At 68.9% G+C, this 24,385-nt stretch carries 22 protein-coding genes and 1 tRNA gene; 10 read left to right on the top strand and 13 right to left on the bottom strand.

Annotation, left to right across the window (positions count from 1 at the left end; genetic code table 11):
- Positions 1 to 250: 250 nt before the first annotated feature.
- Positions 251 to 385: a hypothetical protein gene (locus ACFO6Q_RS00970; protein WP_380018607.1), complete on the top strand. Its 135-nt coding sequence runs from the start codon at positions 251 to 253 to the stop codon at positions 383 to 385.
- 22 nt (positions 386 to 407) lie between these two features.
- On the opposite strand, the gene ACFO6Q_RS00965 is transcribed toward ACFO6Q_RS00970, so the two are convergent.
- The 4 genes from ACFO6Q_RS00965 to ACFO6Q_RS00950 form a co-directional block, all read right to left on the bottom strand.
- Positions 408 to 1,091: a Dph6-related ATP pyrophosphatase gene (locus tag ACFO6Q_RS00965; RefSeq protein ID WP_380018606.1), complete on the bottom strand. Its 684-nt coding sequence runs from the start codon at positions 1,089 to 1,091 to the stop codon at positions 408 to 410.
- The gene (locus tag ACFO6Q_RS00960) at positions 1,088 to 1,684 is read right to left on the bottom strand and encodes a DUF938 domain-containing protein (protein WP_380018605.1); all 597 of its coding nucleotides are present in this window, start codon (positions 1,682 to 1,684) and stop codon (positions 1,088 to 1,090) included. The genes ACFO6Q_RS00965 and ACFO6Q_RS00960 overlap by 4 nt, the downstream gene beginning before the upstream one ends.
- 69 nt (positions 1,685 to 1,753) lie before the next feature.
- Positions 1,754 to 2,374: a hypothetical protein gene (locus tag ACFO6Q_RS00955; RefSeq protein ID WP_380018604.1), complete on the bottom strand. Its 621-nt coding sequence runs from the start codon at positions 2,372 to 2,374 to the stop codon at positions 1,754 to 1,756.
- 25 nt (positions 2,375 to 2,399) lie between these two features.
- Positions 2,400 to 3,929, bottom strand: coding sequence for a M91 family zinc metallopeptidase (locus ACFO6Q_RS00950; protein WP_380018603.1), 1,530 nt, complete (start codon positions 3,927 to 3,929; stop codon positions 2,400 to 2,402).
- A gap of 219 nt (positions 3,930 to 4,148) precedes the next feature.
- Here ACFO6Q_RS00950 and ACFO6Q_RS00945 point away from each other — a divergent pair, with 219 nt between their 5' ends.
- A complete protein-coding gene (locus tag ACFO6Q_RS00945) occupies positions 4,149 to 5,378 on the top strand; it encodes a nucleoside recognition domain-containing protein (RefSeq protein ID WP_380018602.1) in 1,230 nt (409 codons plus the stop codon).
- A 16-nt stretch (positions 5,379 to 5,394) separates the two neighbouring features.
- On the opposite strand, the gene ACFO6Q_RS00940 is transcribed toward ACFO6Q_RS00945, so the two are convergent.
- The 3 genes from ACFO6Q_RS00940 to ACFO6Q_RS00930 are packed head-to-tail and all read right to left on the bottom strand — an operon-like array spanning position 5,395 to position 6,618.
- Positions 5,395 to 5,754, bottom strand: coding sequence for a hypothetical protein (locus ACFO6Q_RS00940; RefSeq protein WP_380018601.1), 360 nt, complete (start codon positions 5,752 to 5,754; stop codon positions 5,395 to 5,397).
- A gap of 33 nt (positions 5,755 to 5,787) precedes the next feature.
- On the bottom strand, positions 5,788 to 6,402 hold the full coding sequence (locus tag ACFO6Q_RS00935; protein ID WP_380018600.1) for a DUF924 family protein: 615 nt from the start codon (positions 6,400 to 6,402) through the stop codon (positions 5,788 to 5,790).
- Between the two features lie 12 nt (positions 6,403 to 6,414).
- A complete protein-coding gene (locus tag ACFO6Q_RS00930; RefSeq protein WP_380018599.1) occupies positions 6,415 to 6,618 on the bottom strand; it encodes a hypothetical protein in 204 nt (67 codons plus the stop codon).
- A 234-nt stretch (positions 6,619 to 6,852) separates the two neighbouring features.
- On the opposite strand from ACFO6Q_RS00930, the gene ACFO6Q_RS00925 reads away from it, so the two are divergent.
- Complete coding sequence (locus ACFO6Q_RS00925) at positions 6,853 to 7,680, top strand: protein-disulfide reductase DsbD domain-containing protein (protein WP_380018598.1); 828 nt, start codon at positions 6,853 to 6,855, stop codon at positions 7,678 to 7,680.
- A 36-nt stretch (positions 7,681 to 7,716) separates the two neighbouring features.
- Positions 7,717 to 8,325 (top strand): redoxin domain-containing protein, encoded by a 609-nt coding sequence (locus tag ACFO6Q_RS00920; protein ID WP_380018596.1) that lies wholly within the window; start codon positions 7,717 to 7,719, stop codon positions 8,323 to 8,325.
- Between the two features lie 133 nt (positions 8,326 to 8,458).
- On the opposite strand, the gene ACFO6Q_RS00915 is transcribed toward ACFO6Q_RS00920, so the two are convergent.
- From ACFO6Q_RS00915 to folE, 4 genes are all read right to left on the bottom strand, one after another.
- Complete coding sequence (locus ACFO6Q_RS00915; RefSeq protein ID WP_380018595.1) at positions 8,459 to 9,586, bottom strand: slipin family protein; 1,128 nt, start codon at positions 9,584 to 9,586, stop codon at positions 8,459 to 8,461.
- A gap of 414 nt (positions 9,587 to 10,000) precedes the next feature.
- Positions 10,001 to 10,074 (bottom strand) — tRNA-Ile (locus ACFO6Q_RS00910).
- 497 nt (positions 10,075 to 10,571) lie between these two features.
- Positions 10,572 to 11,897: a TCR/Tet family MFS transporter gene (locus ACFO6Q_RS00905; protein WP_380018594.1), complete on the bottom strand. Its 1,326-nt coding sequence runs from the start codon at positions 11,895 to 11,897 to the stop codon at positions 10,572 to 10,574.
- Positions 11,898 to 12,073: 176 nt separating this feature from the next.
- A complete protein-coding gene (folE, locus tag ACFO6Q_RS00900) occupies positions 12,074 to 12,667 on the bottom strand; it encodes a GTP cyclohydrolase I FolE (RefSeq protein WP_380018593.1) in 594 nt (197 codons plus the stop codon).
- 174 nt (positions 12,668 to 12,841) lie between these two features.
- Here folE and ACFO6Q_RS00895 point away from each other — a divergent pair, with 174 nt between their 5' ends.
- On the top strand, positions 12,842 to 15,076 hold the full coding sequence (locus ACFO6Q_RS00895; RefSeq protein ID WP_380018592.1) for an HzsA-related protein: 2,235 nt from the start codon (positions 12,842 to 12,844) through the stop codon (positions 15,074 to 15,076).
- A 30-nt stretch (positions 15,077 to 15,106) separates the two neighbouring features.
- On the opposite strand, the gene ACFO6Q_RS00890 is transcribed toward ACFO6Q_RS00895, so the two are convergent.
- Positions 15,107 to 15,694 (bottom strand): helix-turn-helix domain-containing protein, encoded by a 588-nt coding sequence (locus ACFO6Q_RS00890; protein WP_380018591.1) that lies wholly within the window; start codon positions 15,692 to 15,694, stop codon positions 15,107 to 15,109.
- A 90-nt stretch (positions 15,695 to 15,784) separates the two neighbouring features.
- On the opposite strand from ACFO6Q_RS00890, the gene ACFO6Q_RS00885 reads away from it, so the two are divergent.
- The gene (locus ACFO6Q_RS00885) at positions 15,785 to 17,674 is read left to right on the top strand and encodes an aspartyl protease family protein (RefSeq protein WP_380018590.1); all 1,890 of its coding nucleotides are present in this window, start codon (positions 15,785 to 15,787) and stop codon (positions 17,672 to 17,674) included.
- An 84-nt stretch (positions 17,675 to 17,758) separates the two neighbouring features.
- Here ACFO6Q_RS00885 and ACFO6Q_RS00880 read toward each other — a convergent pair whose 3' ends face one another.
- Entirely contained in the window at positions 17,759 to 18,943 is a 1,185-nt protein-coding gene (locus ACFO6Q_RS00880; protein ID WP_380018589.1) for a class I SAM-dependent rRNA methyltransferase, read from the bottom strand.
- Positions 18,944 to 19,337: 394 nt separating this feature from the next.
- Between ACFO6Q_RS00880 and ACFO6Q_RS00875 the strand changes: the two genes are divergently transcribed.
- The 4 genes from ACFO6Q_RS00875 to ACFO6Q_RS00860 all read left to right on the top strand — a co-directional run bounded on the left by ACFO6Q_RS00875 (position 19,338) and on the right by ACFO6Q_RS00860 (position 24,373).
- Positions 19,338 to 19,928 (top strand): hypothetical protein, encoded by a 591-nt coding sequence (locus tag ACFO6Q_RS00875; protein ID WP_380018588.1) that lies wholly within the window; start codon positions 19,338 to 19,340, stop codon positions 19,926 to 19,928.
- Between the two features lie 159 nt (positions 19,929 to 20,087).
- Positions 20,088 to 21,308 (top strand): hypothetical protein, encoded by a 1,221-nt coding sequence (locus tag ACFO6Q_RS00870; protein ID WP_380018587.1) that lies wholly within the window; start codon positions 20,088 to 20,090, stop codon positions 21,306 to 21,308.
- Between the two features lie 832 nt (positions 21,309 to 22,140).
- Positions 22,141 to 23,139 carry a hypothetical protein gene (locus ACFO6Q_RS00865; protein ID WP_380018586.1) on the top strand — a complete coding sequence of 333 codons (999 nt, stop codon included), beginning with the start codon at positions 22,141 to 22,143 and terminating at the stop codon, positions 23,137 to 23,139.
- Positions 23,140 to 23,416: 277 nt separating this feature from the next.
- Positions 23,417 to 24,373 carry a TerC family protein gene (locus tag ACFO6Q_RS00860; protein WP_380018585.1) on the top strand — a complete coding sequence of 319 codons (957 nt, stop codon included), beginning with the start codon at positions 23,417 to 23,419 and terminating at the stop codon, positions 24,371 to 24,373.
- Positions 24,374 to 24,385: the final 12 nt, after the last annotated feature.

Raw genomic sequence — 24,385 nt, 5'->3', positions numbered from 1 at the left:
CATCGTCGGCGGTGAATCGGGAAGACGTTCGTGCGGAGGCGGCATCGATGTGCTGGCGGCGCCCGCGCCGGATCCTCGACGAGGACGATCCGGGGCGGTTCGCGCCGTTGCGACGACGGCCCTCGTTCATCGGCTTGAACCGCGGCCAACCTGCGTCCTGCGATAACACGCCGGTAACGCGCGACCGACGCGATGCTCATGTCGCCGGCGCGAGACTGCATCCATCGCGCAACGAAAGGAGAACGCAGCAATGAAAATCTCATTGAATCGCTTCGCTTGGTCGGCCGCCGCGCTGGGCCTGCTGTTCGCCCTGGCCGCCTTCAAACCGACGCCGCCCGACCAGCAGCCGACGCCGACGCCGCCGAGCGGACAGTCCAGCGGCTGATGCCGGCGACCGCCGCGCCGCTTCAGGCGGCGTCGCGGTCGAGCAGATCGACGTACTGGAAGCGTCCGTCGCGCAGCACGCGCTCGCCGCGCGCCAGTTCGATGGGCTCGCGCCACAGTGGCCCGGCATGGGCGCAGGTGTGGAATTCGCCGTTCTCGCCGCAGGGATCGACGCCGCGCGGCAGGTCGTCGAGCAGGGCCGAGTCGTAGTCGCGGCCGCAGAAACTCGCATCCAGCTGCGCGGTGTCGACGCAGCAGAGGATCGCGCGATAGCCGCGCGCGACGAAATGGCGGGCGAGGGAGGCGGTGTCCTCGCCCCACAGCGGAAACAGCCCGTGCCAGCCGGCGCGGGCGAGCTGCGCTTCGCGCCAGGCGCGCACGTCGCCGAGGAACAGGTCGCCAAAGGCGATCGTGTCGAGGCCGGGTTCGGCACGCCGCGCCGCCGCCAGGGCATCGGCGAACGCGGCTTCGTAGAGGTCGTTGTCGGCCACCGCGGGAATCTGCGCGACGTACAGCGGCAGGCCGAGGCCTTCGGCCTGCCGCTGCAGGATCGAGCGGCGCACGCCGTGCATGCTGATGCGGTCGTAGTCGGCGGTCACGGTGGTGAGCAGGCCGGCGACGCGACGATCGGGGTCGGCCCGCAGGCGTTCCAGCGCGAGCGTCGCGTCCTTGCCGCCGCTCCAGGACAGCAGGATCGGCGTGCTCATCGCATGCGCCGCCACAGGCGCAGGCGGTTGTTCGCCGGCAATGCGAGATCGTCGGCGAGATCGAAGCCGGCCTTGCCGGCCAGCACGTCGATGGCGGCCGTGTCGCGGATGCCCATGTGCGCGGCGCGTGCCTTCAGCGTCGCGTCGAACGCGGCGTTGCTGTCGCTGGTGTGGCGGCCGCCGATGTTGAACGGACCGTAGATGGCGAGTCTGGCGTCGAGCGTCGTCGCGGCAGGCAGCGCGGCGAACAGCATCTCGACCTCGGGCCAGCTCAGGATGTGCAGCGTATTGGCGCTGAACACGGCGTCGTAGCTTTCGCGCGGCCAGGCTTCGCCGACGTCGAGCGCGAGCGGCGCGGGCGTGTTCGGCAGCGCCGCCTCGTCGAGCCAGGCGCGCAGGCCGGGCAGGTGTTCGGTGCGCTCGGAGGTCTGCCAGACGAGTTGCGGCAGCGCCGCGGCGAAATGCACGGCGTGCTGGCCGGTGCCGCTGCCGATCTCGAGCACGCGCCGGCGATCGGCGAACCAGTCGCGCAGCACGGCCAGGATCGGGTCGCGGTTGCGTTCGCAGGCGGCGGAGAAGGGCTTGTCGGACATGCGCTCAGTGTGCCCGAGCGCGCCGCGGCTCGCGAGTCGCCGCGTTGCGACGCGGCCATCGTCCCGTGCCTATTGCGACTCGAAATCGAGCCTGGCGGTGTCGAACCACGGCGTGCACAGCGTCTTCTGCCTGCCGACGGCGTCGAACGAGGCGCGCCACAGTTCCACGCCGTCGATGGACTGCCGCGACGAGAACAGCGTCGGCTCGAACGGTGCGACGCCGAGGCAGTAGCGCAGGTGCGTGGCGTCGCCGACTTCGATCAGCACGTCGCCGCCGAGTTCGGCGCCCGGCGCGACGCGCGCGGCGAGCGGGATCGGCGGCACGGTCGGCGCGGGTTTGCGCAGCGGAACGATGCGGTGATGCAGCACCAGCCCGTCCTTGCCCGGCTCGGTGGTCGGCGTCGCCGCCGAACCGGCCTTGAGCCGGCCCTGGGCGACGGCGAGGCTGTTGCCGCGATCGAACAGCGCGACCGGCTGCCGGCTGCCGTTGTGCAGCAGGTAGCGCAGCCGCAGCAGGCGCTTGCCGGCGTCGAAACCGAACTGCGCGTTCAGGCGCAGCCCGGCGTCCTCGATCGTGGTGCTGGGCAGGGTGTCGTCGGTCAACGGCGGCAACGGCGGGGGATCGGGCAGGCGCTGCGGCGCGGCGCCGTTGAGCGCCGCGGCCAGCAGCAGCGGAAGCATCGCATTCACGCCCGCAGTCTAGCCCCCGCGATGTTCAGAGCGCGTAATGCAGGCGCAGGTCCAGGCCGAGTTCGGCGCGCAGGCCGTTCTCGCTCAGCGCGACCGGGTTGGCGGTGGTCTTGGGCGTGTTCGGATCGCGGTCGAAATCGAACTTCACGCCGGTGTTCTCCAGCCCGACCGCCTGACGCTCGGAGTTGGGCACGCCAGCATTGCGGTCCTGCGCGTCGCTGCCGCGGTAGTCGCCCGGCTGGAAGGTGCCGGTCACCGCGTTCCAGGCGTGCGACATCTCGTGGAACAGCACGCCGACCGGAGCCGGGAAGGCGCTCATGTGGAACGACGGGTTGTACGCGATCACGGCGTCGTCGCCCTTGCCGGCGCGGCCGTTGACGATTTCGGTGTCGGCCCAGGTGCCGCCGGCGTCGACGTCCGGCATGGTGTAGCCGTTCTCCTCGTTGGACAGCTCGCGGATCGTCACGCTGTTGCCGTTGGCGGCGGCGCGGTCGAACTCGGCCAGCATCTGGCGGCCGACCGGCGAGGCCTGCAGGAAATCCATGTCCGCCTGCACGCGCTGCACGAACGCCGGCGAACCTTCGAGCTTGACGCCCTTCGTGCCCGGCGAGCCGGTCAGGTCGACGTTGACGATCTGGTTGTCGGCGCCCTTGGCGGCCGAGAACGTGTCGATGTCCTGCTGCGCGTAGACGACGTCCTTGCCGGCCGCGTTGTCGACCGTGTCCGTGCCGGCGCCGGTGTAGACGCGGTCGTCGCCGGCGCCGCTGACCAGGGTGTCGTCGCCGACGCCGCCGGAGAGCATGTCCTGGCCGTCGCCGCCTTCGATGCGGTCGTTGCCGGCGCCGCCTTCGAGATAGTCCGCGCCTTCCGCGCCGAGCAGGGTGTCGTCGCCGTCGCCGCCGTAGACGACGTCGTTGCCGGCACCGGCGTCGATGACGTCGTTGCCGCTGTTGCCGAACACGTCGTCGCTGCCCGCGCCGGTCTTGATCGTGTCGTTGCCCAGGCCGCCGTCGACGATGTCGTCGCCGGCTCCCGTGGTGATGGCGTCGTCGCCGGCGCCGCCGTCGACGATCAGGTTGACCTTGACGTCGGAGGCGACCTCGATGGTGTCGTTGCCGTCGCCGCTGCGCACGGTCAGCGCCTGCGCGTCGGCCATCTCGAACTGGTAGGCCTTGCCGTTGAGCTGCACCGCGAGCGAGCCGTCGGTGTTGTTCCTCACCGCGACGCGGTCGTCGCCGCGGCCGGTGGTGACCACCAGCTGGTCGGAGCTGACGTACTGGCCGCCCTGGCCGTCGTCGACGAGGGTGCGCTCGCGCGCGATCGAGATGTCGCCGTCCTGGTGCAGCGGATCGACCGCGATGGTCTTGCCGTCCGGCGTCTGCCGCGTCGTGCGCGCGCCGCTGTTGCTGGCGTTGCCGTCGATGCGCGTGCTGGTGCCGCCGGCCCGTGCGGCGCCGGCGGGATCGAGATCGGCGGCCTTCGCGTACTGCGCGGCGCTGGGCTGCACTTCGCGGAAGGAGGATTCGTTCGAGCGGACGGCGGATACGGGCGACATGGCGTACCTCGGGACTCAGGGAAAATGCGCCATCCTTGGCGAGGGGAAGTCCACCGTACGCCTGCGTACTGGCCCGGTCAGCCTCGGGCGTACCCGAGTTGGGGTTTTCCCTAGGGCGGCCGCCCTCCGTGCGCGTATCGCGCCGTCCGCCGCAGGTGACGCCCGCGTCCCGCCGCGCTTAGGATGCCGCGCGGCGTCCCGCCGCTCCCGGCCGCATCGATGCTCAACCGTCTCTGGCTCGGCTTCTTCCTGACCGCCGCCGCCGCCGCGCTGGCGCAGTGGCTGGTCGGCGGCAATGCCGGCGTGTTCGCCGCCATGGTCGCCAGCCTGTTCGAGATGGCCCGGCTGTCGGTCGAGGTCATGATCCTGCTGTTCGGCACGCTGACGCTCTGGCTCGGCCTGCTGCGCATCGCCGAACAGGCCGGCGTGGTCGATGTGCTGGCGCGCTGGCTCGGGCCGCTGTTCGGCCGGCTGATGCCGGACGTGCCGCGCGGCCATCCGGCGATCGGCCTGATCACGCTGAACTTCGCCGCCAACGCGCTGGGCCTGGACAATGCGGCGACGCCGATCGGCCTGCGCGCGATGCGCGAGCTGCAGACGCTCAATCCGAGCCAGGACACCGCCAGCAACGCGCAGATCCTGTTCCTGGTGCTCAACGCCTCGTCGCTGACCCTGCTGCCGGTGTCGATCTTCATGTACCGCGCGCAAGCCGGCGCGGCCGATCCGACCCTGGTGTTCCTGCCGATCCTGCTCGCCACCAGCGCCTCGACCCTGACCGGGCTGTTCGCGGTCGCCTTCGTGCAGCGGCTGAAACTGCACGATCCGGTCGTGCTGATCTGGCTCGCCGCGGTCGGCCTCCTGCTCGGCGGCTTCATGGCCGTGCTGGCGACGCTGTCGGCGACCGCGCTGGCGGCGCTGTCCTCGCTGCTCGGCAACCTGACCCTGTTCGCGATCGTGATCGCGTTCCTGCTCGCTGGCGCGTGGCGCAAGGTGCCGGTGTACGAGAGCTTCGTCGACGGCGCCAGGCAGGGCTTCGACGTGGCCAGGAACCTGCTGCCCTATCTCGTCGCGATGCTCTGCGCGGTCGGCGTGCTGCGCGCGTCCGGCGCGCTCGACTTCGCCCTCGACGGCATCCGCTGGCTGGTGCAGACGCTGGGCTGGGACACGCGCTTCGTCGAGGCGCTGCCGACCGCGCTGGTCAAGCCGTTCTCCGGCAGCGCCGCGCGCGCGATGCTGATCGAGACGATGAAGACGCACGGCGTCGACAGCTTCCCGGCGCTGGTCGCGGCGACCGTGCAGGGCAGCACCGAGACGACCTTCTACGTACTCGCGGTCTACTTCGGCGCGGTCGGCATCCGGCGCGCGCGTCACGCGGTCGGCTGTGCGCTGCTCGCCGATCTCGCCGGCGTGATCGCCTCGATCGCGGTGTGCTACTGGTTCTTCGGCTAGGACGCGGCGTCGGGGTTCAGTCGCCGAAGCGGCGCTCGCAGTAGGCGCGTTCGGGCGACGACTCCAGATACCGGCAGAAATAGAACACCGCCTTGACCTCGCCGGCGGCGTCGCGCTCGATCTTCCATTTCTTCGTCGACAGCTTGCGGCAGGCGTCGGCGACGTAGGTGCCGTTCGGCGTGAGGTCGGTCGCCGCGCCGTCCGGCGAGCGTTCGCGCACGCTGTGCAGGTTGCAGAAGCGCACCCAGCCGGCGTCGTCGGGAACCATTTCGAGGACCACCGCGTAGCCGGTGTCCTTCGGCACGTCTTCGGCGTAGCGCGGCTGCGCCGCGGCGGCCGTGGTCGCGGCGAGGCAGGAGAAAAGAATTCGTCGCATGAATGGCTTTCTACGCCGCGACGGCCGCGGCCGCTAGAACGACGAGCCGGGCTGGCGCAGGAACTGCGCTTCCGCGGCCGTCGACTCGCGGCCGAGCACCGCGTTGCGATGCGGGAAGCGGCCGAAGCGCGCGATCACGTCGTGGTGTCGCACGGCGTAGTCGAAAAATTCGTCGAAGCGCGCGCGCAGCGCGGCCGGCGCCTCGTCGCGCAGCGCGCGGAAGCATTCGACCGAGCGCTGCTGGTCGGCCAGCGACTCCGAATGCTCCAGCGGCAGGTACAGGAACACGCGTTCGCAGGCGCGCAGCGCGCGGTCCGCGCCCAGGTGCAGGCCTTCGTCGGTCCAGGCGCGCGCCAGCCCGTCGTGTGCGAACGCGCGCGGATCGTTGCGGAACAGGTTGCGCGAGAACTGGTCGAGCACGATCACCAGCGCGAGGCGGCCGCGCGGCACCGCCAGCCAGCGTTCGAGGCGTCCGGCGACCGCTTCTTCGCGCAAGCCGGCGAAGCGCGCGCGGACTTCCTCGTCGACCGCGGTGCCGGCGCCGAACCACAGGGCGCCTTTCTCGGCGAGCACGCCCGCATCGTCGGCCGACCGGCCGAACCAGTAGTCGAGCACTTCGCCCAGGCGCGGATCGAGCGCGGCGTCCATGCGCGGCGCCCGTCAGCGCGTGGCGGGGCGGCCGCCGAGCACGCGCGCCGGCAGCAGGATGATCGCGCGCAGCAGTTCGAACACGCCCTCGACGGCGAAGCCGATCAGGCGGAACGGCAGCAGCAACAGCCACACCAGCGGATACAGCACCAGCGCCAGCAGCGCCAGCGGCCAGCAGAACACCAGGAGCAGCAGCCAGAGTACGAAGGTCAACATCGACGGTCCCGTCCTCGCGTCGTTCGCGACGCACGCACACGGTGCAACAGATGGGGGCGGTGCGGGAGTGCCGAAAGGGGTATGCGACCTTTCGCGGCCCCGCTGCACGAGGCGGGTTTCATGAAGCGAGCTTCATGCGCTCGGGCGCCTGCTTCCCGTTACGGATTGCTAACCTGCGATGCCCTACCGTAGCAGCGAGGTCGGAACGCGATGTCTAACCACGCCACTTCCCTCTTGCTTTCGATCGTTCTGGGTACGCCGGCGGCGATCGCCGCACCGGCGCCGGCGGCGGAGAGCGCCGCGGAACCGGTGCAGATCGAACTGATCGCCGAACACACGGCGCTGACGCCGGGCCAGCCCGAGCAGATCGGCCTGCTGCTGCGGCATCAGCCGCACTGGCACACCTACTGGATCAATCCCGGCGATTCGGGCCTGCCGACGACGTTGGAATGGACCCTGCCGGCCGGCTTCCAGGCCGACGCGGTCGCCTGGCCGGTGCCGCGCCGGTTCGAGGTCGGCGGTCTGTACAACTTCGGCTACGACGGCGAGGCCGTGCTGCCGGTGTCGATTGCCGTGCCGGCCGATGCGCCGGTCGGCTCGACCGTGCGCTTCGCCGTCGCCGTGAAATGGCTGGCCTGCCGCGAGGAATGCATTCCGGGCAAGGCGAGCCTCGACATCGAGCTGCCGGTGGTGCGCGAGGCGCCCAAGCCCGACACGCGCTGGATCCGCCAGTTCTCCGATGCGCGCCTGGCGCAGCCGCAGGCGACTGCGTGGAAGGCGTCCGCGCGCGAGGACGGCGGCCGCTTCGCGGTCACGCTGAGCGGCCCGGGCCTGCCGCCGGCTTCGGCCACGCTCGACGCCTTCGCCGCGCAGAAGAAACTGTTCGACAACAAGCCGCCGACGATCCGCCGCGACGGCGACGCGCTGATCGTGGAAAGCGGCAAGAGCGAATACTTCACCACCGCGTCGGAAATCGAACTGTGGCTGAGCACCGACGGCACCAGCGGTCCGCGCGGCTGGCGCGTGCGCGTTCCGCTCGCCGCGTCCACCCCCGCCCCGTAAGCTGCGCATCGTCCTCCCCACCGCGAGAGATTGGCCATGAGAACCTCGATCCTGTCGTTGACCGCCGCCCTGTGTCTCGCCGCGGCGCCCGCCTTCGCCAACGTCGAAATCGGCAAGCCGGCACCGGACTTCAGCGCGACGGACGCGCAGGGCAAGACGCAGACGCTGTCGCAGTACCAGGGCAAGACCGTCGTGCTGGAGTGGAACAACCCCGGCTGCCCGTTCGTGCAGAAGCACTATTCGAGCGGCAACATTCCCGGGCAGCAGTCCGCGGCGGTCGCCGACGGCGTGGTCTGGCTGACCATCAATTCCGGCGCCGCCGGCAAGCAGGGTCATCTCGATGCGAAGGGCGCGCAGGATTTCCTCGCGCAGTTCCACGCCGCGCCGACCGCCTACCTGTTCGACGGCGACGGCAAGATCGGCCACGCCTACGGCGCGAAGACGACGCCGCACCTGTACGTCATCGATGGCAGCGGCACGCTGCGCTACATGGGCGGCATCGATTCGATCCCGAGCGCGGACAAGGAAGATCTGGCGAAGGCGACGCAGTACGTGCCGCAGGCGCTGGCCGAGCTGAAGGCCGGCAAGCCGGTCAGCGTGCCGACCTCGGAGCCGTACGGCTGCAGCGTGAAGTACGGCTCGTAGGGTTCGCTCGCGCGGCGGCCCGGGCGCGGCCGGAACAGGCGGCGCAAACGCGCGAAAAAAAGGCCGCCCTCGTCGAGGGCGGCCTCAGGGTGCCGCAAGGTCCGAGCCGTCGCGCGGATGGCGGACCGGCACCTCAGCGATCCGCCTTCAGGCGAACCAGCTGGTTCATGACGCCGTCCAGGCCGTCGAACACGGTGAGCTTGCCGATCTTCTCGGTCACCTTCTCCAGCGACTCGAGCTCCTTCAGGCGCAGCAGCATCGGGTTGTCGGCGATCAGCTTGGCGGTGTTGAGCGCCGAACGCATCGCGTTGGCTTCCTCGCGACGACGGATCACGTTGGCCTGCGCCGACTTCTCCGCCTGCACGACGCTGTTCAGGATCTCGCGCATCTCGCCCGGCAGGATCACGTCCTTGACGCCGACGCCGAGCAGCTCCACACCGAACTCGACGACGCGGCCGCGCACGTAGGCGTGGATGTCGCCGTCGAGCGACGCCTTGTCGCCGAGCAGTTCGTCGAGCGTGCGCGCGGCGACGACCTTGCGCAGGCCGAACTGCAGCTCGCGGTACAGGTACTCGCCGAACTTCGCGACCTTGGTGCGCATCGCGACCGCATCGACGACGCGGTAGCTCGCGGCCAGGTTCACGCGCAGGCTGACCTTGTCGCGGGTCAGCATTTCCTGGCCCGACACCTCCACGCTCTGCACGCGCAGATCGATCACCTCGGCCACCACGTTCTTGGTGAAGTTCCAGAACGCGTACGCGCCCGGCGCCAGGGTCGAGGCGAGCTTGCCGTCGACGAAGACCAGCCCGGTGCACTCCGCCGGCACGTCGAGCGCGACGGCGTAGCGCGCCAGGGTGCCGAGCTGGCGCAGGCGCGTGGCGACGTCGGCCGCCAGCCGCAGATCGTCACCGAGCGCGACACGCTCGACTTCGATCTTCAGCGGGCCGCGCCAGTACAGCTTGCGCGCCCCCGGCGCGAGCACGTCGACGAGCTTGCCGTTCTGCATCACCAGGCCGGCCTCGTGCGTGCCGATGTCGGCGAGCACGAAGGTTTCGCCCAGCGAAGCGCCCAGGCGCTCGATCAGCGCATCGACATCCTTGCCGTCGTATTCGTTCCTGGCGAGATCGAACACGCGCACTTCGTTGTCGCCGAGCGTATTGATCCGGTACACGCCCGGCCCCAGCACGCGCTCGAAACGACGGTTCCGGTACTGCAGGCCGCGCTCGCCGTCGCCGATCACGACCCTCTTCATCCACAACATGACGCAACTCCTTCCATAGCGGCGGCTCGGGTGTTCTTCGCGCGTCGCCGCCGGATCGCGCGAATGAAAAAGGTGGAAACGCCCCTGACGGCGTCGCGGCGGAACCCGGCGCGCATTCGGTGGGGACTGCCGCATGTCGAGTGCGGGTGCGGCATCGGACTGCATGCCGCGCCTCGCACTCTCGATGCCGGATCCGTACCGACGCGGGACCGGTTTCGGCCATCGCCGCCGCTGCATTTCGCCTCTCTCCGACCGGCGAACCGGACGGATCGAGGTGGGAACGCACGGGGCGTTTCCGGGTTTGGGACTTGCGTCCCGATAGCACTGCGTGAAAGGCAGTTTCAAAGAGCGGGAGTCGAACCCGCGGCCTGATGATTACGAGTCATCTGCTCTAACCTGGCTGAGCTATCTTCGTGAACCGGGCAGGATTCGAACCTGCGACCTGATGGTCATGAGCCATCTGCTCTCCCAGACTGAGCTACCGGTCCTGAAGCGAACGACGGCGTGCGGGCCTCGGCATACGCGAGGGCAGAGCCCGGGCGCACCGGGCGGGATCGATCCCGCACCGCTGCGGCCTGCCGTTTCATCGTCCGCGCATTGCCGCCTGTCGCCAGGCGGCAATTCTCCTGGCGCTCGCCCGCGCCGAATTCGTGGTCGTCACTTTGCGAACGCCGGAATGAAAAACGCCCCGGGGGCAAGCCTCCCGGGGCGTTCGCGGCATACGGGAGGTCGGGTTGGCCCGACCTCACATCGAAGACGAGGTCAGATCGGATTCGCGCGCGGAAGTTCGCGCTGTGGCATGACGGGCACGAGCGCATGCGGGCCGCGATAGGCGGCGCCCTGCGCACGATTTCCGTTGTCGAAGTCGATCCGTTTCATGACACGTCGTCGAAAGTTTTCACGCGCACCGTTTGCGCGGGGCGCGAACCCTACGCCGCTCGTTCGCGCAATGCAAGAGGGAATCGCGGGAATTTCCGAGGTTTTTTCAGCGCGCTTCGTCGGTGGCCGGCCGCACCTCGAGCTCGGCCGTTTCCGCGACCGCCTCCGGTGCGATCGTCGCCACCGGCGCCGCGGCGGCGATCGCGGTCGGCAGGTTCGACGAGGCGCGCGCGGCGAGCAGCCACGCCGCGCCGACCAGCACGGCGGCGACGCCGAACGTGACGCCGGCCCAGGCATCGTGCAGGTGCGCGTCGGTGACGGCGGCGAACGTGCGCGTGAACAGGGTCGGCGCGAGGATGCCGGCGACGCTCGACAGGCTCGCGATCGCGCCCTGCAGGCGCCCCTGCTCGGTCGGGTCGACCTGGTGCGAGATCAGCGCCTGCGCAGCGGGGCCGGCCACGCCCCACAGTGCCGCGACTGGCGACGCGGCCCAGAACCAGTAACCGGTCGGCGCGAGCGCGTACAGCGCGAAGCCGAGCGTGCCGAAGCCGAGGCCGATCAGCAGCGTGCGGCGTTCGCCGAAGCGCGCGACGATCCGCTTGACCAGTCCGCCCTGCACGATGATGCCGAGCACGCCGACCAGGCCGAGCGTGTAGCCGACCATCTTCGGACCCCAGCCGAAACGGTAGTCGGCGTACAGCACGAAGGTGCTCGGGTAGACGATGTGCGCCAGCGCCATCAGGAACAGCACGCCGATCAGTCCCCACACCTGCGGATAGCGGCGCAGCAGGCGCAGCGAGCCGATCGGATTGGCGTGGCTCCAGTCGAAGCGCGGCGAGCGCTTTTCCGGCGGCAGGGATTCGGGCAGCACGATCAGGCCGTACAGGAAATTCGTCAGTGCCAGACCCACCGCGAGCCAGAACGGCAGCCGCGGATTGACTTCGCCGAGCACGCCGCCGATCGCCGGCGCGATGACGAAGCCGATGCCGAAGGCCATGCCGATCATGCCGAATGCGCCGGCGCGCTTCTCCGGCGGCGTCACGTCGGCGACGTAGGCGTTGGCGGTGCTGAAGCTCGCCGCGGTGATGCCGGAAATCAGGCGGCCGATGAACAGCAGCGGCAGGCTGTTGACCAGCGCCATCATCAGGAAGTCGAGGCCGAGGCCGAGGTTGGACAGCAGGATTACCGGCCGTCGCCCGAAGCGGTCCGACAGCGCGCCCTGCACCGGCGTGAACAGGAACTGCATCGCCATGAACGCGGTGGCGAACCAGCCGTACCAGACCGCGGCCTTCGACACGTCGCCGCTGAGGAAGCCTTCGATCAGGTGCGGCAGCACCGGGATGATCAGGCCGAACGACAGGATGTCGATCAGCACGGTCACGAAGATGAAGATCAGCGCGGCGCGCCGCGGCTCGGTCGGGGAGGCGTTCAAGCGGTTGTCCGGCAGTCGGGGCGGCGTGGGCGCGCAGCTTAGCCGATCGCACGTCGCGCCGAGGGTCGGACACGGCAATCGCCCGGGCCGCCGGCCGTGGTGCCGCGGAACGCCCTTTCCGTCGCCGTGGAGCGTCGCCTCGGAGCCGGTTCGTCCGCCGCCGGCGGACGCCGCGCTCAGTGCGGCGAATGGATGTCGATGAAGCGCAGGAATTCGGCGCGCGTGCGTGCGTCGTCGCGGAAGCTGCCGCGCATCTGGCTGGTGATCATCGACACGCCGCGCTTGTGCACGCCGCGCGTGGTCATGCACTGGTGCACGGCGTCGACGACCACGCCGACGCCGCGCGGCTTGAGCACGTCCTCGATGCAGTGGGCGACCTGCGCGGTCAGCTTCTCCTGCACCTGGAAGCGCCGCGCGTAGGCGTCGACCACGCGCGCCAGCTTGCTGATGCCGACCACCTTGTCGGTCGGCAGGTAGCCGATGTGCGCGCGGCCGATGATCGGCGCCATGTGGTGCTCGCAGAACGACTCGAACTCGATGTCGCGCAGCACGATCATCTCGTCGTAGCCGGCCACTTCCTCGAAGGTGCGGCGCAGGTAGTCGGCCGGGTCGATCGCGTAGCCGGAGAACCAGTCGCGGTAGGCCTCGACCACGCGCTTGGGCGTGTCGAGCAGGCCTTCGCGCGCAGGGTCCTCGCCGGCCCAGCGCAGCAGCGTGCGCACGGCTTCCTCGGCCTGGGCGGTGGTCACGGCGGCGGGCTCGGATTTCATGGCGGACTCCTGTGGGACAGTCGCCCAGTTTAGCGGCGCCGGCCGCCGTCGGCGTCGGGAAGTGCACAGCCGGTCCCTTTTCGGCGCCGTTCGCCGTGGGAATGTGCATGGGGCGCGTGCGTTGCGGCGCCGCATTGCGTTGGGTACGGGCAACCGTCCATCGAGGGGGAATCCATGCCGTTGACGATCCTGCGTTCCGCGGCGGGTGTCGCCGCCGTCCGTGCCGCCGCGTGCCTCGCCGCCGCTGCTGCGGCGTCTTTCGCCGTCGCCGCGCCGCAGGGCTCGCCGGCGAATCCGCTGCTGTTCGTGACCCAGGTGCCGGTACCGGCCGACTTCGCCACCATCGGCTCGGTGTTCGCCAACCACCGCGGTGGCATGCAGGCGGTCGCGCGCGGCGGCGATCTGTGGATCCGCTATCCCGACGGCTTCCTGCGCAACCTCACGCAGGAGGCCGGCTACGGCAACGCCGGCCGGCAGGGCGCAAACGCGATCGCGGTGCGCGATCCGGCCGTCGCCTTCGCCGGCGACAAGGCGGTGTTCAGCATGCTGGTCGGCGCGCCGACGGCGCAGTACCAGGTCGGCCAGTGGTACTGGCAGCTCTACGAAGTCGCCGGCCTGGGCCGCGGGCAGCCGGTCTCGATCACTCGTGTCGCCGGCCAGCCGGCGGACTTCAACAACGTCGAACCGGCGTACGCATCCGACGGCGGCCTCGTGTTCGCCAGCGACCGTCCGCGCGACGGTCGCCGTCACCTGTATCCGCAGCTGGACGAGTACGAATCCACACCGTCGACCAGCGGCCTGTGGAAGCTCGCGCCGGACGGGCGGTTGACCTTGCTGCAGCACGCGCCGTCCGGCTCTTTCGGCCCGCTGGTGGACAGCTACGGACGCATCGTGTTCACGCGCTGGGACCATCTGCAGACCGACCAGCAGGCCGAGACGGACGCCGACGCCGAGCAGGGCGGCGGCGCGTCGGTCTACGGCACGTTCGACTACGCCAGCGAGGCCGCCTCCGCCGCGCGCGGCCCGCGCGCGCCGGAACCCTACCCCGAGCCGCTGACCGCGGTGGCGGGCTCCGCAGTCAACGGCCACCGCTTCAATTTCTTCTTCCCATGGCAGATCAACCAGGACGGTTCCGGCGAGGAGACGCTGAACCACGTCGGCCGTCACGAACTGCATTCGTATTTCGCGCGCAGCTTCACCGGCGACGCCGCGCTCGGCGACTTCATCGCGCAGACGTCCGGCCGCGCCAACCCGAACCCGGTGGAGAATCTGCTGCAACTGGCCGAGGACCCCACGCAGCCCGGCCGCTACTACGCGATCGACGCACCGGAGTTCTACACGCACGCGGCCGGGCAGCTGGTGTCGATCCGGGCCGCGCCGGACGCGAACGCCGACGATCTGGTGGTCACCTACCACGCACCGCGCAGCGCGGCGGAACTGCACGACAGCGCGCCGCCCGCGTTCCCGGGGCGCTACCGCGATCCGCTGCCGCTGTCCGACGGAGCCCTCGTCGCGGTGTGGACCGGGCAGTGGCAGCTCGCCGGCAACACCGGCACGCGCGAGCATCCGGCCTCCAACTACACCTTCCGCCTGCAACGCCTGGCACTGGGCGCCGGCACGGCGACGCCGGTGGAGGCGCTGACGCCGGGCCTGGTCAAGAGCGTGTCGTACTGGGATCCCGACGTGCTGGTCAGCTACGACGGGCCGCTGTGGGAGCTGTCGCCGGTGGAGGTGCGTGCGCGCGAGGTGCCGGCGGCGACGGCGGAACCCGCGCTGGCGGCTGCCGAAGCGCAGGTCTTCGCCGAGGCGGGCGTCGATCCGGCGCGCTTTCGTGCGTTCCTGCGCGAGCGCGGGCTCGGCGTACTGGTCGGCCGCAACGTCACCGCGCGCGACGATGCCGATCGCCAGCAGCCCTACGACCTGCGCGTTCCCGGCGGCGTGCAGACCGTGGGCGGCGCCGGCACGCCGCGCGACATCGTCTGGATGCAGTTCTTCCAGGCCGACCTGCTGCGCGGCATGGGCGGCACCGTGCAGCCGCGCGACGGCCGCCGCGTGCTGGCGCGGCCGCTGCACGAGCCGGCTGCGCTGTCGTTCATGCCGCCCGCGCCGGCCGGTGCGCCGACCGGTGCGGTGAAGATCGCTGCCGACGGTTCGGTCGCCGCGCTGGTACCGGCGCAGCGTGCGATGAGCTGGCAGAGCACCGCCGCCGACGGCGCTGCGGTCGTGCGCGAGCGCTACTGGATCAGCGTGCAGCCGGGCGAGATCCGAGCCTGCGACGGCTGCCACGGCGTGAACCGCGCCAACCAGGCCGGCGCTCCCGCCGCGCAGAACGCGCCGGCCGCCCTGCGCGATCTGCTGCTGTGGTGGCGCGACCACGCGGACGAGGTGTTCGCCGACGGCTTCGACTGATCGCGGCATTGCCGCGGCGCCGGGCGGCGTTCACTCGTCGGCGCCGCGCCGCGCCGGCTGCGGTTCGAGCGGGGCGAGCACCCAGGACAGCGAGACCAGGCGGTCGCGGCGTGCGTCGCGCGGCTGCTGCAGCAGGTCCATCAGGCGCGTCAGTAGCCGGTTGATCTCGGCCAGCTCGTCCGGCCCGACCCAGCCCTTGCCGCGTGCGGCCCACAGTTCGCGCAGCGGGCCGTCGACGACCGAGTCGCGGTCGGCGATCGCGCGCGCGAAGTCGCGGCCCGCCACGCGCAGCACGCTGGCGGCGACGCGGCCGACCGCCTGCGCGTTCGCGTTCGCGCCAGGGCGGTAGCGCAGGCGCAGGCGATCGCCGGCCCGCGTGCGCGAGCGGTAGCGCCGCCCCTCGGCGGTGACCTCCTCCTCGATCAGTCCGCCGGCGGCGAGCTGGCGCAGGTGGTAGTAGAGCCCGTCGGCCGGGCGGCCGAGCTGGGCTGCGAGTTCGGCCACGGACACCGGTCCGCCGAGCGCCTCCAGCGTGTCGACGATCTCGATGCGCGTCGGCGACGCCAGCAGCTCGATCTGCGCGGCGGCCTCGACGGGCGCGCGTTTGCTCCGTGCCATCGGTTGGGTTGCCTTGTTTGAAATTTCGTTGAATTATTCAAACAACGGCGGTCGCGCGCAAGCGCCGCCGAACCACGACGGAGCACGACGATGTTGAAGCACGTACGGGCGGGCCTGCTGCTGCTCGCCGTGGTCTGCGCCGGTGCGCGCGGCGCGCCCGCGGACGACGCGGCGGTGCTGTTCGCGCGCTACAAGGAGGCCAGCGGCGGGGCACGCTGGGATGCGATGAAGGCGGCGGAAATCCGCGGCAGCCTGCGCGCCGGCGGCCTGGACGGCACCTATCGCTCGGTGCAGGACCTGCTGCGCGGTCGCTCGGCCAGCCAGTACCGGCTCGGTCCGATCGAGGGCGCCGACGGCTACGACGGGCGTGCCGGCTGGAGCCGCGATCCGGGCGGCGAAGTCGCCGTGCTCGACGCCGAAGACGCCCGGCGCCGTGCGCGCAGCCAGGCCTGGCTCGACGCGCACGGTTACTGGTATCCCGAACGCCATCCCGCGCAGTGGGAACGGCCGCAGGTGCGCGAGGCGGACGGCCGGCGCTACGACGTCGTCATCGCGACGCCGGACGGCGGCGATCCGGTCGGCCTATGGTTCGATCCGGCCACGCACCTGCTCGTGCGCGTCGTCCAGCGCCAGGGCCAGGACACCGCCACCACCGTGCTCGACGACTGGCGCGCGGTCGACGGCCTGCGCCAACCGTTTCGCTCGGTCACCGACGTCGCCGATGCCGCCGGGCACGTCGAGCCGCGCCAGCGTACCGAGGTGCGCGTGGAGAGCGTGGCGTGGAACGTGCCGGTCACCGATGCGGATTTCGCCGCACCCGCGATGGCGCCGACGGCGCGCATCGACAACGCGGCCGGCGTCACGCTGATTCCGTTCGAGCTGGTCAACAACCACATCTACGTCGACGGCGAGCTCGACGGCAGGAAGGCGCGCTTCCTCGTCGACACCGGCGGCGCGAACCTGCTCACGCCCGCGGCGGCGGCAAAATTCGGCCTCAAGGGCGAGGGCAAGCTGGCTGCGCGCGGCGCCGGCGACGAGACGGTCGACGTCGCATTCGCGCACGCGAAGGAGGTCCGCGTCGGCGACGCGAAACTGGCCGCGCCGGTGTTCATGATCATGAGCCTGGGCCAGCTGCCCGCCGTCGAGGGCTACGACAGCGACGGCCTGGTCGGCTACGAGATGTTCCGCCGCTTCGGCGTGACGATCGACTACGCCAGGCGCGAACTCGTGCTGGCCGAGCCGGCGAAATTCGCGCCGCCGCCGGAAGCGACGGCGGTGCCGTTCGAGCTGGCCGAGCGCATTCCGATCGTCGCCGGTCGGCTCGACGGACTGCCGCTGCGCATCAGCGTCGACACCGGTTCGCGCGCGTCGCTGACGCTGCATTCGCCGTTCGCGAAGGAGCACGCGCTGGCGCAGAAGTACCGCGCCGCGCCGGAGGCGGTGGTCGGCTGGGGCGTCGGCGGTCCCGCACGCGGGCGCCCGGTGCGGCTGGGCAGGCTCGAGCTCGGCACGGTCGCGGTCGACGGCGTCGCCGGCGATCTCTACCTCGGCGAGAAGAGCGCGTTCGCGGCGCCCGATCCGCAGGCCAATCTCGGCGCCGGCGTGCTCAAGCGTTTCACCGTCGCGTTCGACTATGCGGCCAAGCGCATGTACCTGGCGCCGAACGCGGACTTCGCCAAGGGCGACGCCTTCGATCGCAGCGGCCTGTGGCTGCTCGGTGCGGAGGAGGCGCTCGAGGTCGTCGACGTCGCCGCGGACAGCGCGGCCGCGGGTGGGCAGCTGCGCACCGGCGACCGCATCACGGCCATCGACGGCGAAGCGGTCGCCCGGCGCTCCCTGTCCGAGTGGCGCCAGCGCCTGCGCGAGCTGCCGGCCGGTACGCGCCTGCCCGTCGACTACCGTCGCGGCGGCCAGCCGATGCGCGCGGAGCTGGTGCTGGCCGACCGCATCCCGGCGACGAGTCCCGCCGCCGGGAAGTGAGGCATCGGGAAAGCTCGACCAGCGTCGTCTTTTGCGCGAAAGCGGGAACGACGACGAGCGGGACCCTTCGAGTCGAGGCGCCCGTCACTCGACGCGGCAGAACGCCGCCTTGAGATAGCGCGATTCGGGCACGTGCGCCTGCCACGGGTGATCCGGGCCGGCGCCGCTGACCTTCAGCACCTGCACCGTGCGGTTGGCGTAGAACGCCGCGCGGCGCAGCATGTCGAGGAACTGTTCCTCGCTGACCAGCCCGGTGCACGAGCAGGTCAGGAAGATTCCGCCCGGCTTCACCGCGCCGAGCGCGAGCTTGTTCATGTCCAGGTACTTCTTCAGCGCCGGGATCACCTGCTCGCGGTCGCGCGTCATCTTGGCCGGATCGAGGACGACGACGTCGAACTGCTTGGCGTTGTTCGCCGCGGCGTCGCGCAGCCAGTGGAAGATGTCGGCCTGCACGAAGCGCACGCGCGCCTTGTTCAGGCGTGCGTTCTTCTCGGCGATGCCGAGGATCTCCTCGTCGAGGTCGACGCCGACCACCTCGTCGGCGCCGCCGATGGTCTTGGCGTAGATGCCGAAGCCGCCGGAATTGCAGCACAGGTCGAGCACGCGCTTGCCGGTGCAGAATTCCGACAGCGTCTTGCGGTTGTCGCGCTGGTCGGCGAAGAAGCCGGTCTTGTGCTTGGTGCCCGGCGCGGCGTGGAAGCCCACGCCGTGTTCGTGGATCACCGTCGGCGTCGGCGGTGCCGGAATCCCGCAGTCGAAGCTCTCCTGCTTCTGCACGTGCTCCTCGGCGAACCAGTACAGGTTCGCGTCGGGGAAGTGCTCGAGCAGGCGGCGCCGGATCAGGTCGCGCTGGCGGAACATGCCGGCCGAGAAGTATTCGATGACCAGCGTGTCGGCGAAACGGTCGACGACCAGACCGGAAAGGCCGTCGCCTTCGGAGTGGATCAGGCGATACGCGTCGGTGACCTTGTCCAGCCCGAGCGTGTCGCGGCGCAGCGAGACCGCCGCCGCGATGCGGCGCGCGAAGAAGTCTTCGTCGACGGCCTCGTCCGGATCGGCGGTCAGCACGCGCAGCGCGATGCGCGAATGGCCGTTGTAGAAGCCGCGGCCGGCGAACGTGCCTTCGCGGTCGACGATGTCGACGACGGTGCCGGGCTTGGGCTTGTTCACCGGCTTCTCGACCATTTTCTGGAAGATCCAGGGATGGTTGGAGCGGCGTTCGGTCTTGAGGTGGATCAGGGGCAGGGGTTCGGCAGCTTGTGGATTCATCGTGGATACCAGTAAAGGATGGCTGAGGGCTGGCAAGGCATTGCGGATGTCCAAGAAGTCTGGCCTTAGGGTTTTCCCTTGTTTGCCGACCTGCCCGATTGGTATAGATTGTATATCCTGCCCCGAGTTAATGGTCGCGAGCGTCTAGCTGCGTGAGGTAGAGATTAAAAGTGTTGGATGTTAAGTGGCTTATATGGCGAGCCGTTGAGAGCGGTCCAGTGGCGGGATTGATGGATAAACTGTTTGCGGATAAACGAAGGAAGTCGTCGATCCGATTAGTGGGTGGCGTGGCTCCACTGCATTGGGCTGAGAATAGGGTGGAAAATTCTTTCTCGGAAATGCACTGATAGTGACTGCGGATAAGTAGTTTTCGCGACCTAAAAAAGGAGGTTTTATGCGCAATGCTTTTTCAATCGCTATGCTTATTTCATCCGTGTTTATTATAATTTTTTCGGATTCGGCGTTTGCGGTCAACGAGCCTGGTGTTTCCATCACGTGCGTCAAGCCTGGCTCTTTAGGTCGCCCCGACGAATTATGTCGAGAGCAATGGAATTTCCCGGGCGATACTGTATTTTTTGATGTGAATGTAATCGGAAATCCGGATTATGTAATACAGAAATTCCGGGAGGACGGCGGAGGCACCGAAGGCGGTGGGTATATTGAACTGTTTGTGGATGGGCAGAAGGTAAACAGAATTAGAATTGATGATGGAAATACAACATATACCCGGGTCGTCAACGTTTGGTATCCTATATTCAACCAGTATTTGCCATGGGTGATGGGATCTCCTACGAAGGTAAGATTCTCTTATATTATTCCAGCGGGTGTCGGCTCAATTGGGAATCATGCTTTTAATGCCAGATTCTCTGGGGACGATTTTACATCACCAGCGAATTCTGCGGTATGGACGAGGAAGGTTTCTTGCGATCCGTATTTCTTCCCTCCTGGGTGGAGAAATCCTCCCGCTGGCTCGGGTTGCCCCTGAGCGGCCTGTGGGTGTGACGAGGCCGCCGACGATTGCTCGTCGGCGGCATTAATGTATCTGCTGGAAAATTATGTGTTCTCATGCCGAGGCTTTAAGATTCATCAATAATTCATCACGAGTGATCCATGCTTTCGAGGACATGATGATGGGGATACACCGATGCGAAATCTGACCACACTGACGCTGGCCCTCGCTGCCGGCGTCGTCGCCATTCCCGCTGTTGCCGACAGCAACTTGACTCCAATTTCGCCTTCGGCGATCAAGTCCCATCAAGCAGCGGTCGCTGCTGATGCCTTGGAAAGGAACAAGCGCGTGCGTGCCGCAGCTCCCGCTCAGGGTGGGGGCGTGGCAACGGAGAAGGCTTTGGCGAAAGCGGGTGACGCTCGTCCTGGTACGCCACACGCGAACGGATTTCGTACTTATCCTCCGAGCTGCGCTGCTGATCCGCTGCCGAGTTCGGTCAGTGGTCCCGTCCTCGCCCAGGCGCGAGTGCCGCTGTTGGCCAAGGACGCCTACACGCTGGATCCGGTCGGAGTGGAAGACGTCACCCTTACAGTCTGGCGCTTGGCTTGCAGCAGCAGTGGTGAGCTGACGCCGTACAACGGTGATGGGGGTGCCAACTCGTTGACCTTGGTGAGTTTCGCACGGGACACGAATGCCAGCCCCGATACGCTGGTGACGTTCCCGCTGCTCAAGGCCTCGCAGTCCGGGAGCGATTTCGACGACGCCAGCCGAGTGCGTCCCGCCTCGGAGCCGAATACCGTCATTTCGGACACGGCGTTCGATTCGCCGATGCCGGATGTTGTGACCTACTCGCTCGAAAACTATCCGTATGTCGGCTATCGCTCGTTCTTCTTCAACTATCCGTTCGTTCTGCGCGTGGATCCGGGGCTCAGCAATGTGAATCCCGTCGACGTCCCTGTCGAGGGCTACGAGCCGATCCAGTCGGAATATCCCGACGCATTCAATACGCTCCCCTTCGATGGGTATGCGGCGGCACAGTGGGTCGGCAAGACTCGCCCCGATGATGGCCTGCTGGTGCAGATCAGCGAGCAATGGACCGGCACGGGCGCCGATGCGACCTATTCACGCCAGCTCGTGTTCGACCTGCTGACGAAGGACCAGAACGGCAACGCTATCTGGCTGGTCGGCAATGCGCCGTTCAATGAGGGGGGGCGCTCCATTACCATGGATGCTTTCTACATCAGCGGCCCTCGCCCATTCCCGCACTGGGGCAAGGTCACGTTCACGTTCCCGCACTGCAGCCGTCTCGACATGAGCTTCACGCCCGACGGCGGTCTGCCTGCGTCGGCGCCGGTCATCAACGGTAGCGCCGAATATAGCCGGCTGTTCAGTGCCAACGGCATGATGTGCGAATAAGGAAATTGCGGTCCCCCTTTCGCCGCGATGCGGCGGGAGGGGCACGCGTATTGCGTGCAAGGATCGCATGGCGATACACGTGCCGAGTGGTTGAGGAACTCTTCCGGCAGGATTTGAGAGCTAGCTCACGAGCCTCGGGTTTTCCCTAGTCCCGACAAAAGTGTACGGGCGTAACATGCCTGACGATTGACCTGCTGGCGCCGGCGGGTCGCGGAGCGCAGTCATGAGCATAGGCATACCGGGTGGTCCCAGGCAGGGCGGTGCGGCGGATCCGAGCACGCTTTTCCCGCCGCGTGGAGAGCAACCTGACCCGAAGTCGGGGGCGGGCGGGGAAGGGACGGATGCCAATGCCGTCACGCCTAACGCCCCCGAGGGCGGTGAAGGCGCCGAAACCGGCGGCAAGGAGACCGGCGGCTCGCCGTCGGACGCCGTCGGCGGCGACCGTGGCCCGGGCCAGACCGATCCGCTCCATGGCGGCGGGAATGGCGGGAACGGCTGGAACCATGGCAACGGCTGGCCGCATGGCGATGGTGGGCCGCACGGCGATGACGGTCCGAGAGGCGGTGGCCGCGATGGAGACGGTCCGCGCGGCAATGGCTGGGGCAATGGCAACGGCAATGGTTGGGGAAACCAGGGGCGCGGTGGCGGCGACGGCCTGATCTCGGGCACGCTGAACCAGACCGGCCAGCTCGTTTCCGGCCTCGGCTCGCTGATCTTCGGCGGTCGCAACCAGCCGGTGGTGAACACGCCTCGGACCCCTCAGGATTCGCCATTCGACACCGGTGGTCGCAACGGATCTCCGACTCCGACCGGCGGCGATCCGGGGCGGGTCGTGGATACGGGCGCGCGTGCGCCCGGAGAAACCACCCCGCGAACCACGCAGCCGCCGGGCACGCCCGGACGCACCGATTCGGCGCCGGTCGCGCGCGGCAATACCGAACCGGCGGCAACCACCGTCCCGAACGGCGCGCAGCAGCCGGGCGCCTCCGGTCGGCCTGCAGGCACCGAAGCGCGCAATGCCCCGCAGGCCGGCAATGCGGCAGCGACGCCGCAGGCGATGCAGCAGTCCGCGCAGACCGGCGTGCTGACGGCCGGACTGTCGGCCGCGGCGCAGCAGGCCCTGCTCGGCGGTCTCGCCGCGAATCAGACGACCACGCTGCCGCAGCAGGCGACGCAGCCGCAGAACGCACAGCCTCAGCAGCAGAACGCATTGCACGACGCGCAGGCGCGGCAGGCAGCCGGGCTGCCGCTGACCGCGGAGCAGCGCTCGTTGCTGCAGGGGGCGCTGCTCTCCAATCCCGCCGCGAATGCACAGACGCACGACAAGACGCTGTCCGCGCCGCCGCAGCAGATGCCGGCCGGCGACAACGAACTGCGCAACCCGCAGCAGTTGCCGGCCGATGCGAAGCGCCAGGCCGAGGCGATGGACCGCTCGCTGGCCAAGCAGACCGCCGAGCAGCAGCAGACGCGCACCGCGAACGATCCGCGGGCGAACGAAGCGCAGGTGCGCGCCGACGCACGCGCGCTGCGCGACGGCGCGGACGCCAAGACCCGTGCGAACCTGACCGACGCACGCCAGAACGTCGGCGAGAACGCCAAGCAGAATTCGCAGCTGGCGAACGCGGAACGCCGCCCGGCCGGTGCGACCGAATCGCTGCGCCAGGCGATGGACTGGGTCGGGCAGCAGGTTCGCGGCGTTGGCGCCAATGCGCGTACCGACGAGGAGGGCGTCACCGCGATGCGCGTGGTGGCGGGCCTGGTCGTCGCTGCGGTCGTGGTCGGCGTCGCCATCGCGGTGCTGTACGCGCTGCGCGTCGCCTTCGTTCCCTGAAATCCGGCGCGCCGCGCTGATTGCCCGGCGCAGCGCACTTGTCAGCAGCCCGCGCGACGGTTATCGTCGCGCCCGCAGAAGGGGAGTAGCTCCCGCTGTCGCGATCGTCAACACGAATCTGGATTCCGTGCGAATCCCAGGCTCCGGTCCGACAGGCAGGCCTCGACGAGACCTGTGAGCGAGACCTTCGCCGATCTACGGCGAAGGTGTGCCCTGCGAAAACGCAAAGGCCCCGCGCGCCGCCGGCTCGCGGGGTTTTGTCTTTTCGGAGCATCGCATGCAAACCATCGGAACCACCGGGCTGTGGAGCGCCTTCGCGCTGATCGTGATCGCGGCGCTGGTCGTCGACTTCGCCGTACTGCGCAGCGGAGGCCCGCATCGCGTCTCGTTCCGCGAAGCGCTGATCTGGAGCCTGGCCTGGGTCGGCCTCGCGCTCGCGTTCAACCTCGGCCTGTGGTGGTGGCTGGACGGCCACGCCGGGCGCGCCGTGGCGAACGACATCGGCCTGGAGTTCCTGACCGGCTACGTGGTCGAGAAGTCGCTGGCGGTCGACAACATCTTCGTGTTCCTGATGATCTTCAACTACTTCGGGGTGCCGCCCGAGCAAAGGCAGCGCGCACTGATGCTCGGCGTGCTCGGCGCGATCGTGCTGCGCGCGATCCTGATCTTCATCGGCGCCGCCCTGGTCGCGCGGTTCCACTGGATCCTCTACCTGTTCGGCCTGTTCCTGATCGTCACCGGCGTCAAGATGCTGCTCGCTGCGAACCAGGAGCCGGACCTGGAGGCCAATCCGATGCTGCGCTGGATGCGCAGGCACCTGCCGCTGACACGGGAATTCCGCGACAGTGCGCTGAGCGTGCTGGAGAACGGCAAGCGCCTGTACACGCCGCTGTTCGTCGTGATGATGCTGATCGCGGTCACCGACGTGATCTTCGCGGTGGACTCGATTCCGGCGATCTTCGCGGTCACCGAGGATCCGTTCGTCGTGCTGACCTCGAACGTGTTCGCCGTGCTCGGACTGCGCGCGATGTTCTTCCTGCTCGCCGGCGCGGCCGAACGCTTCCATCTGCTCAGCTACGGCCTTGCCGCGGTGCTGCTGTTCATCGGCACGAAGATGCTGATCGCGGACTTCTACAAGATTCCGATCGGCATCGCGCTCGGCGTGGTCGCGCTGCTGATCGGCGCCTCGATCGTCGCCAGCCTGCGCATTCCGCCGCGCCGCGACGCCGGCTGACGCCACCGCCGC

It is taken from the genome of Dokdonella ginsengisoli (genome assembly GCF_042652785.1).
GTDB lineage: Bacteria > Pseudomonadota > Gammaproteobacteria > Xanthomonadales > Rhodanobacteraceae > Dokdonella_A > Dokdonella_A ginsengisoli.
This window is presented reverse-complemented; position numbering and strand designations above follow the sequence as displayed.

Excerpts from the sequence above, each read along its gene's own strand:
- ACFO6Q_RS00970 (WP_380018607.1), top strand. The coding sequence starts at position 251 with ATGAAAATCTCATTGAATCGCTTCGCTTGGTCGGCCGCCGCGCTGGGC.
- ACFO6Q_RS00965 (WP_380018606.1), bottom strand. The coding sequence starts at position 1,091 with ATGAGCACGCCGATCCTGCTGTCCTGGAGCGGCGGCAAGGACGCGACG.
- ACFO6Q_RS00960 (WP_380018605.1), bottom strand. The coding sequence starts at position 1,684 with ATGTCCGACAAGCCCTTCTCCGCCGCCTGCGAACGCAACCGCGACCCG.
- ACFO6Q_RS00950 (WP_380018603.1), bottom strand. The coding sequence starts at position 3,929 with ATGTCGCCCGTATCCGCCGTCCGCTCGAACGAATCCTCCTTCCGCGAA.
- ACFO6Q_RS00945 (WP_380018602.1), top strand. The coding sequence starts at position 4,149 with ATGCTCAACCGTCTCTGGCTCGGCTTCTTCCTGACCGCCGCCGCCGCC.
- ACFO6Q_RS00940 (WP_380018601.1), bottom strand. The coding sequence starts at position 5,754 with ATGCGACGAATTCTTTTCTCCTGCCTCGCCGCGACCACGGCCGCCGCG.
- ACFO6Q_RS00935 (WP_380018600.1), bottom strand. The coding sequence starts at position 6,402 with ATGGACGCCGCGCTCGATCCGCGCCTGGGCGAAGTGCTCGACTACTGG.
- ACFO6Q_RS00930 (WP_380018599.1), bottom strand. The coding sequence starts at position 6,618 with ATGTTGACCTTCGTACTCTGGCTGCTGCTCCTGGTGTTCTGCTGGCCG.
- ACFO6Q_RS00920 (WP_380018596.1), top strand. The coding sequence starts at position 7,717 with ATGAGAACCTCGATCCTGTCGTTGACCGCCGCCCTGTGTCTCGCCGCG.
- ACFO6Q_RS00915 (WP_380018595.1), bottom strand. The coding sequence starts at position 9,586 with ATGTTGTGGATGAAGAGGGTCGTGATCGGCGACGGCGAGCGCGGCCTG.
- folE (WP_380018593.1), bottom strand. The coding sequence starts at position 12,667 with ATGAAATCCGAGCCCGCCGCCGTGACCACCGCCCAGGCCGAGGAAGCC.
- ACFO6Q_RS00895 (WP_380018592.1), top strand. The coding sequence starts at position 12,842 with ATGCCGTTGACGATCCTGCGTTCCGCGGCGGGTGTCGCCGCCGTCCGT.
- ACFO6Q_RS00890 (WP_380018591.1), bottom strand. The coding sequence starts at position 15,694 with ATGGCACGGAGCAAACGCGCGCCCGTCGAGGCCGCCGCGCAGATCGAG.
- ACFO6Q_RS00885 (WP_380018590.1), top strand. The coding sequence starts at position 15,785 with ATGTTGAAGCACGTACGGGCGGGCCTGCTGCTGCTCGCCGTGGTCTGC.
- ACFO6Q_RS00880 (WP_380018589.1), bottom strand. The coding sequence starts at position 18,943 with ATGAATCCACAAGCTGCCGAACCCCTGCCCCTGATCCACCTCAAGACC.
- ACFO6Q_RS00875 (WP_380018588.1), top strand. The coding sequence starts at position 19,338 with ATGCGCAATGCTTTTTCAATCGCTATGCTTATTTCATCCGTGTTTATT.
- ACFO6Q_RS00870 (WP_380018587.1), top strand. The coding sequence starts at position 20,088 with ATGCGAAATCTGACCACACTGACGCTGGCCCTCGCTGCCGGCGTCGTC.
- ACFO6Q_RS00860 (WP_380018585.1), top strand. The coding sequence starts at position 23,417 with ATGCAAACCATCGGAACCACCGGGCTGTGGAGCGCCTTCGCGCTGATC.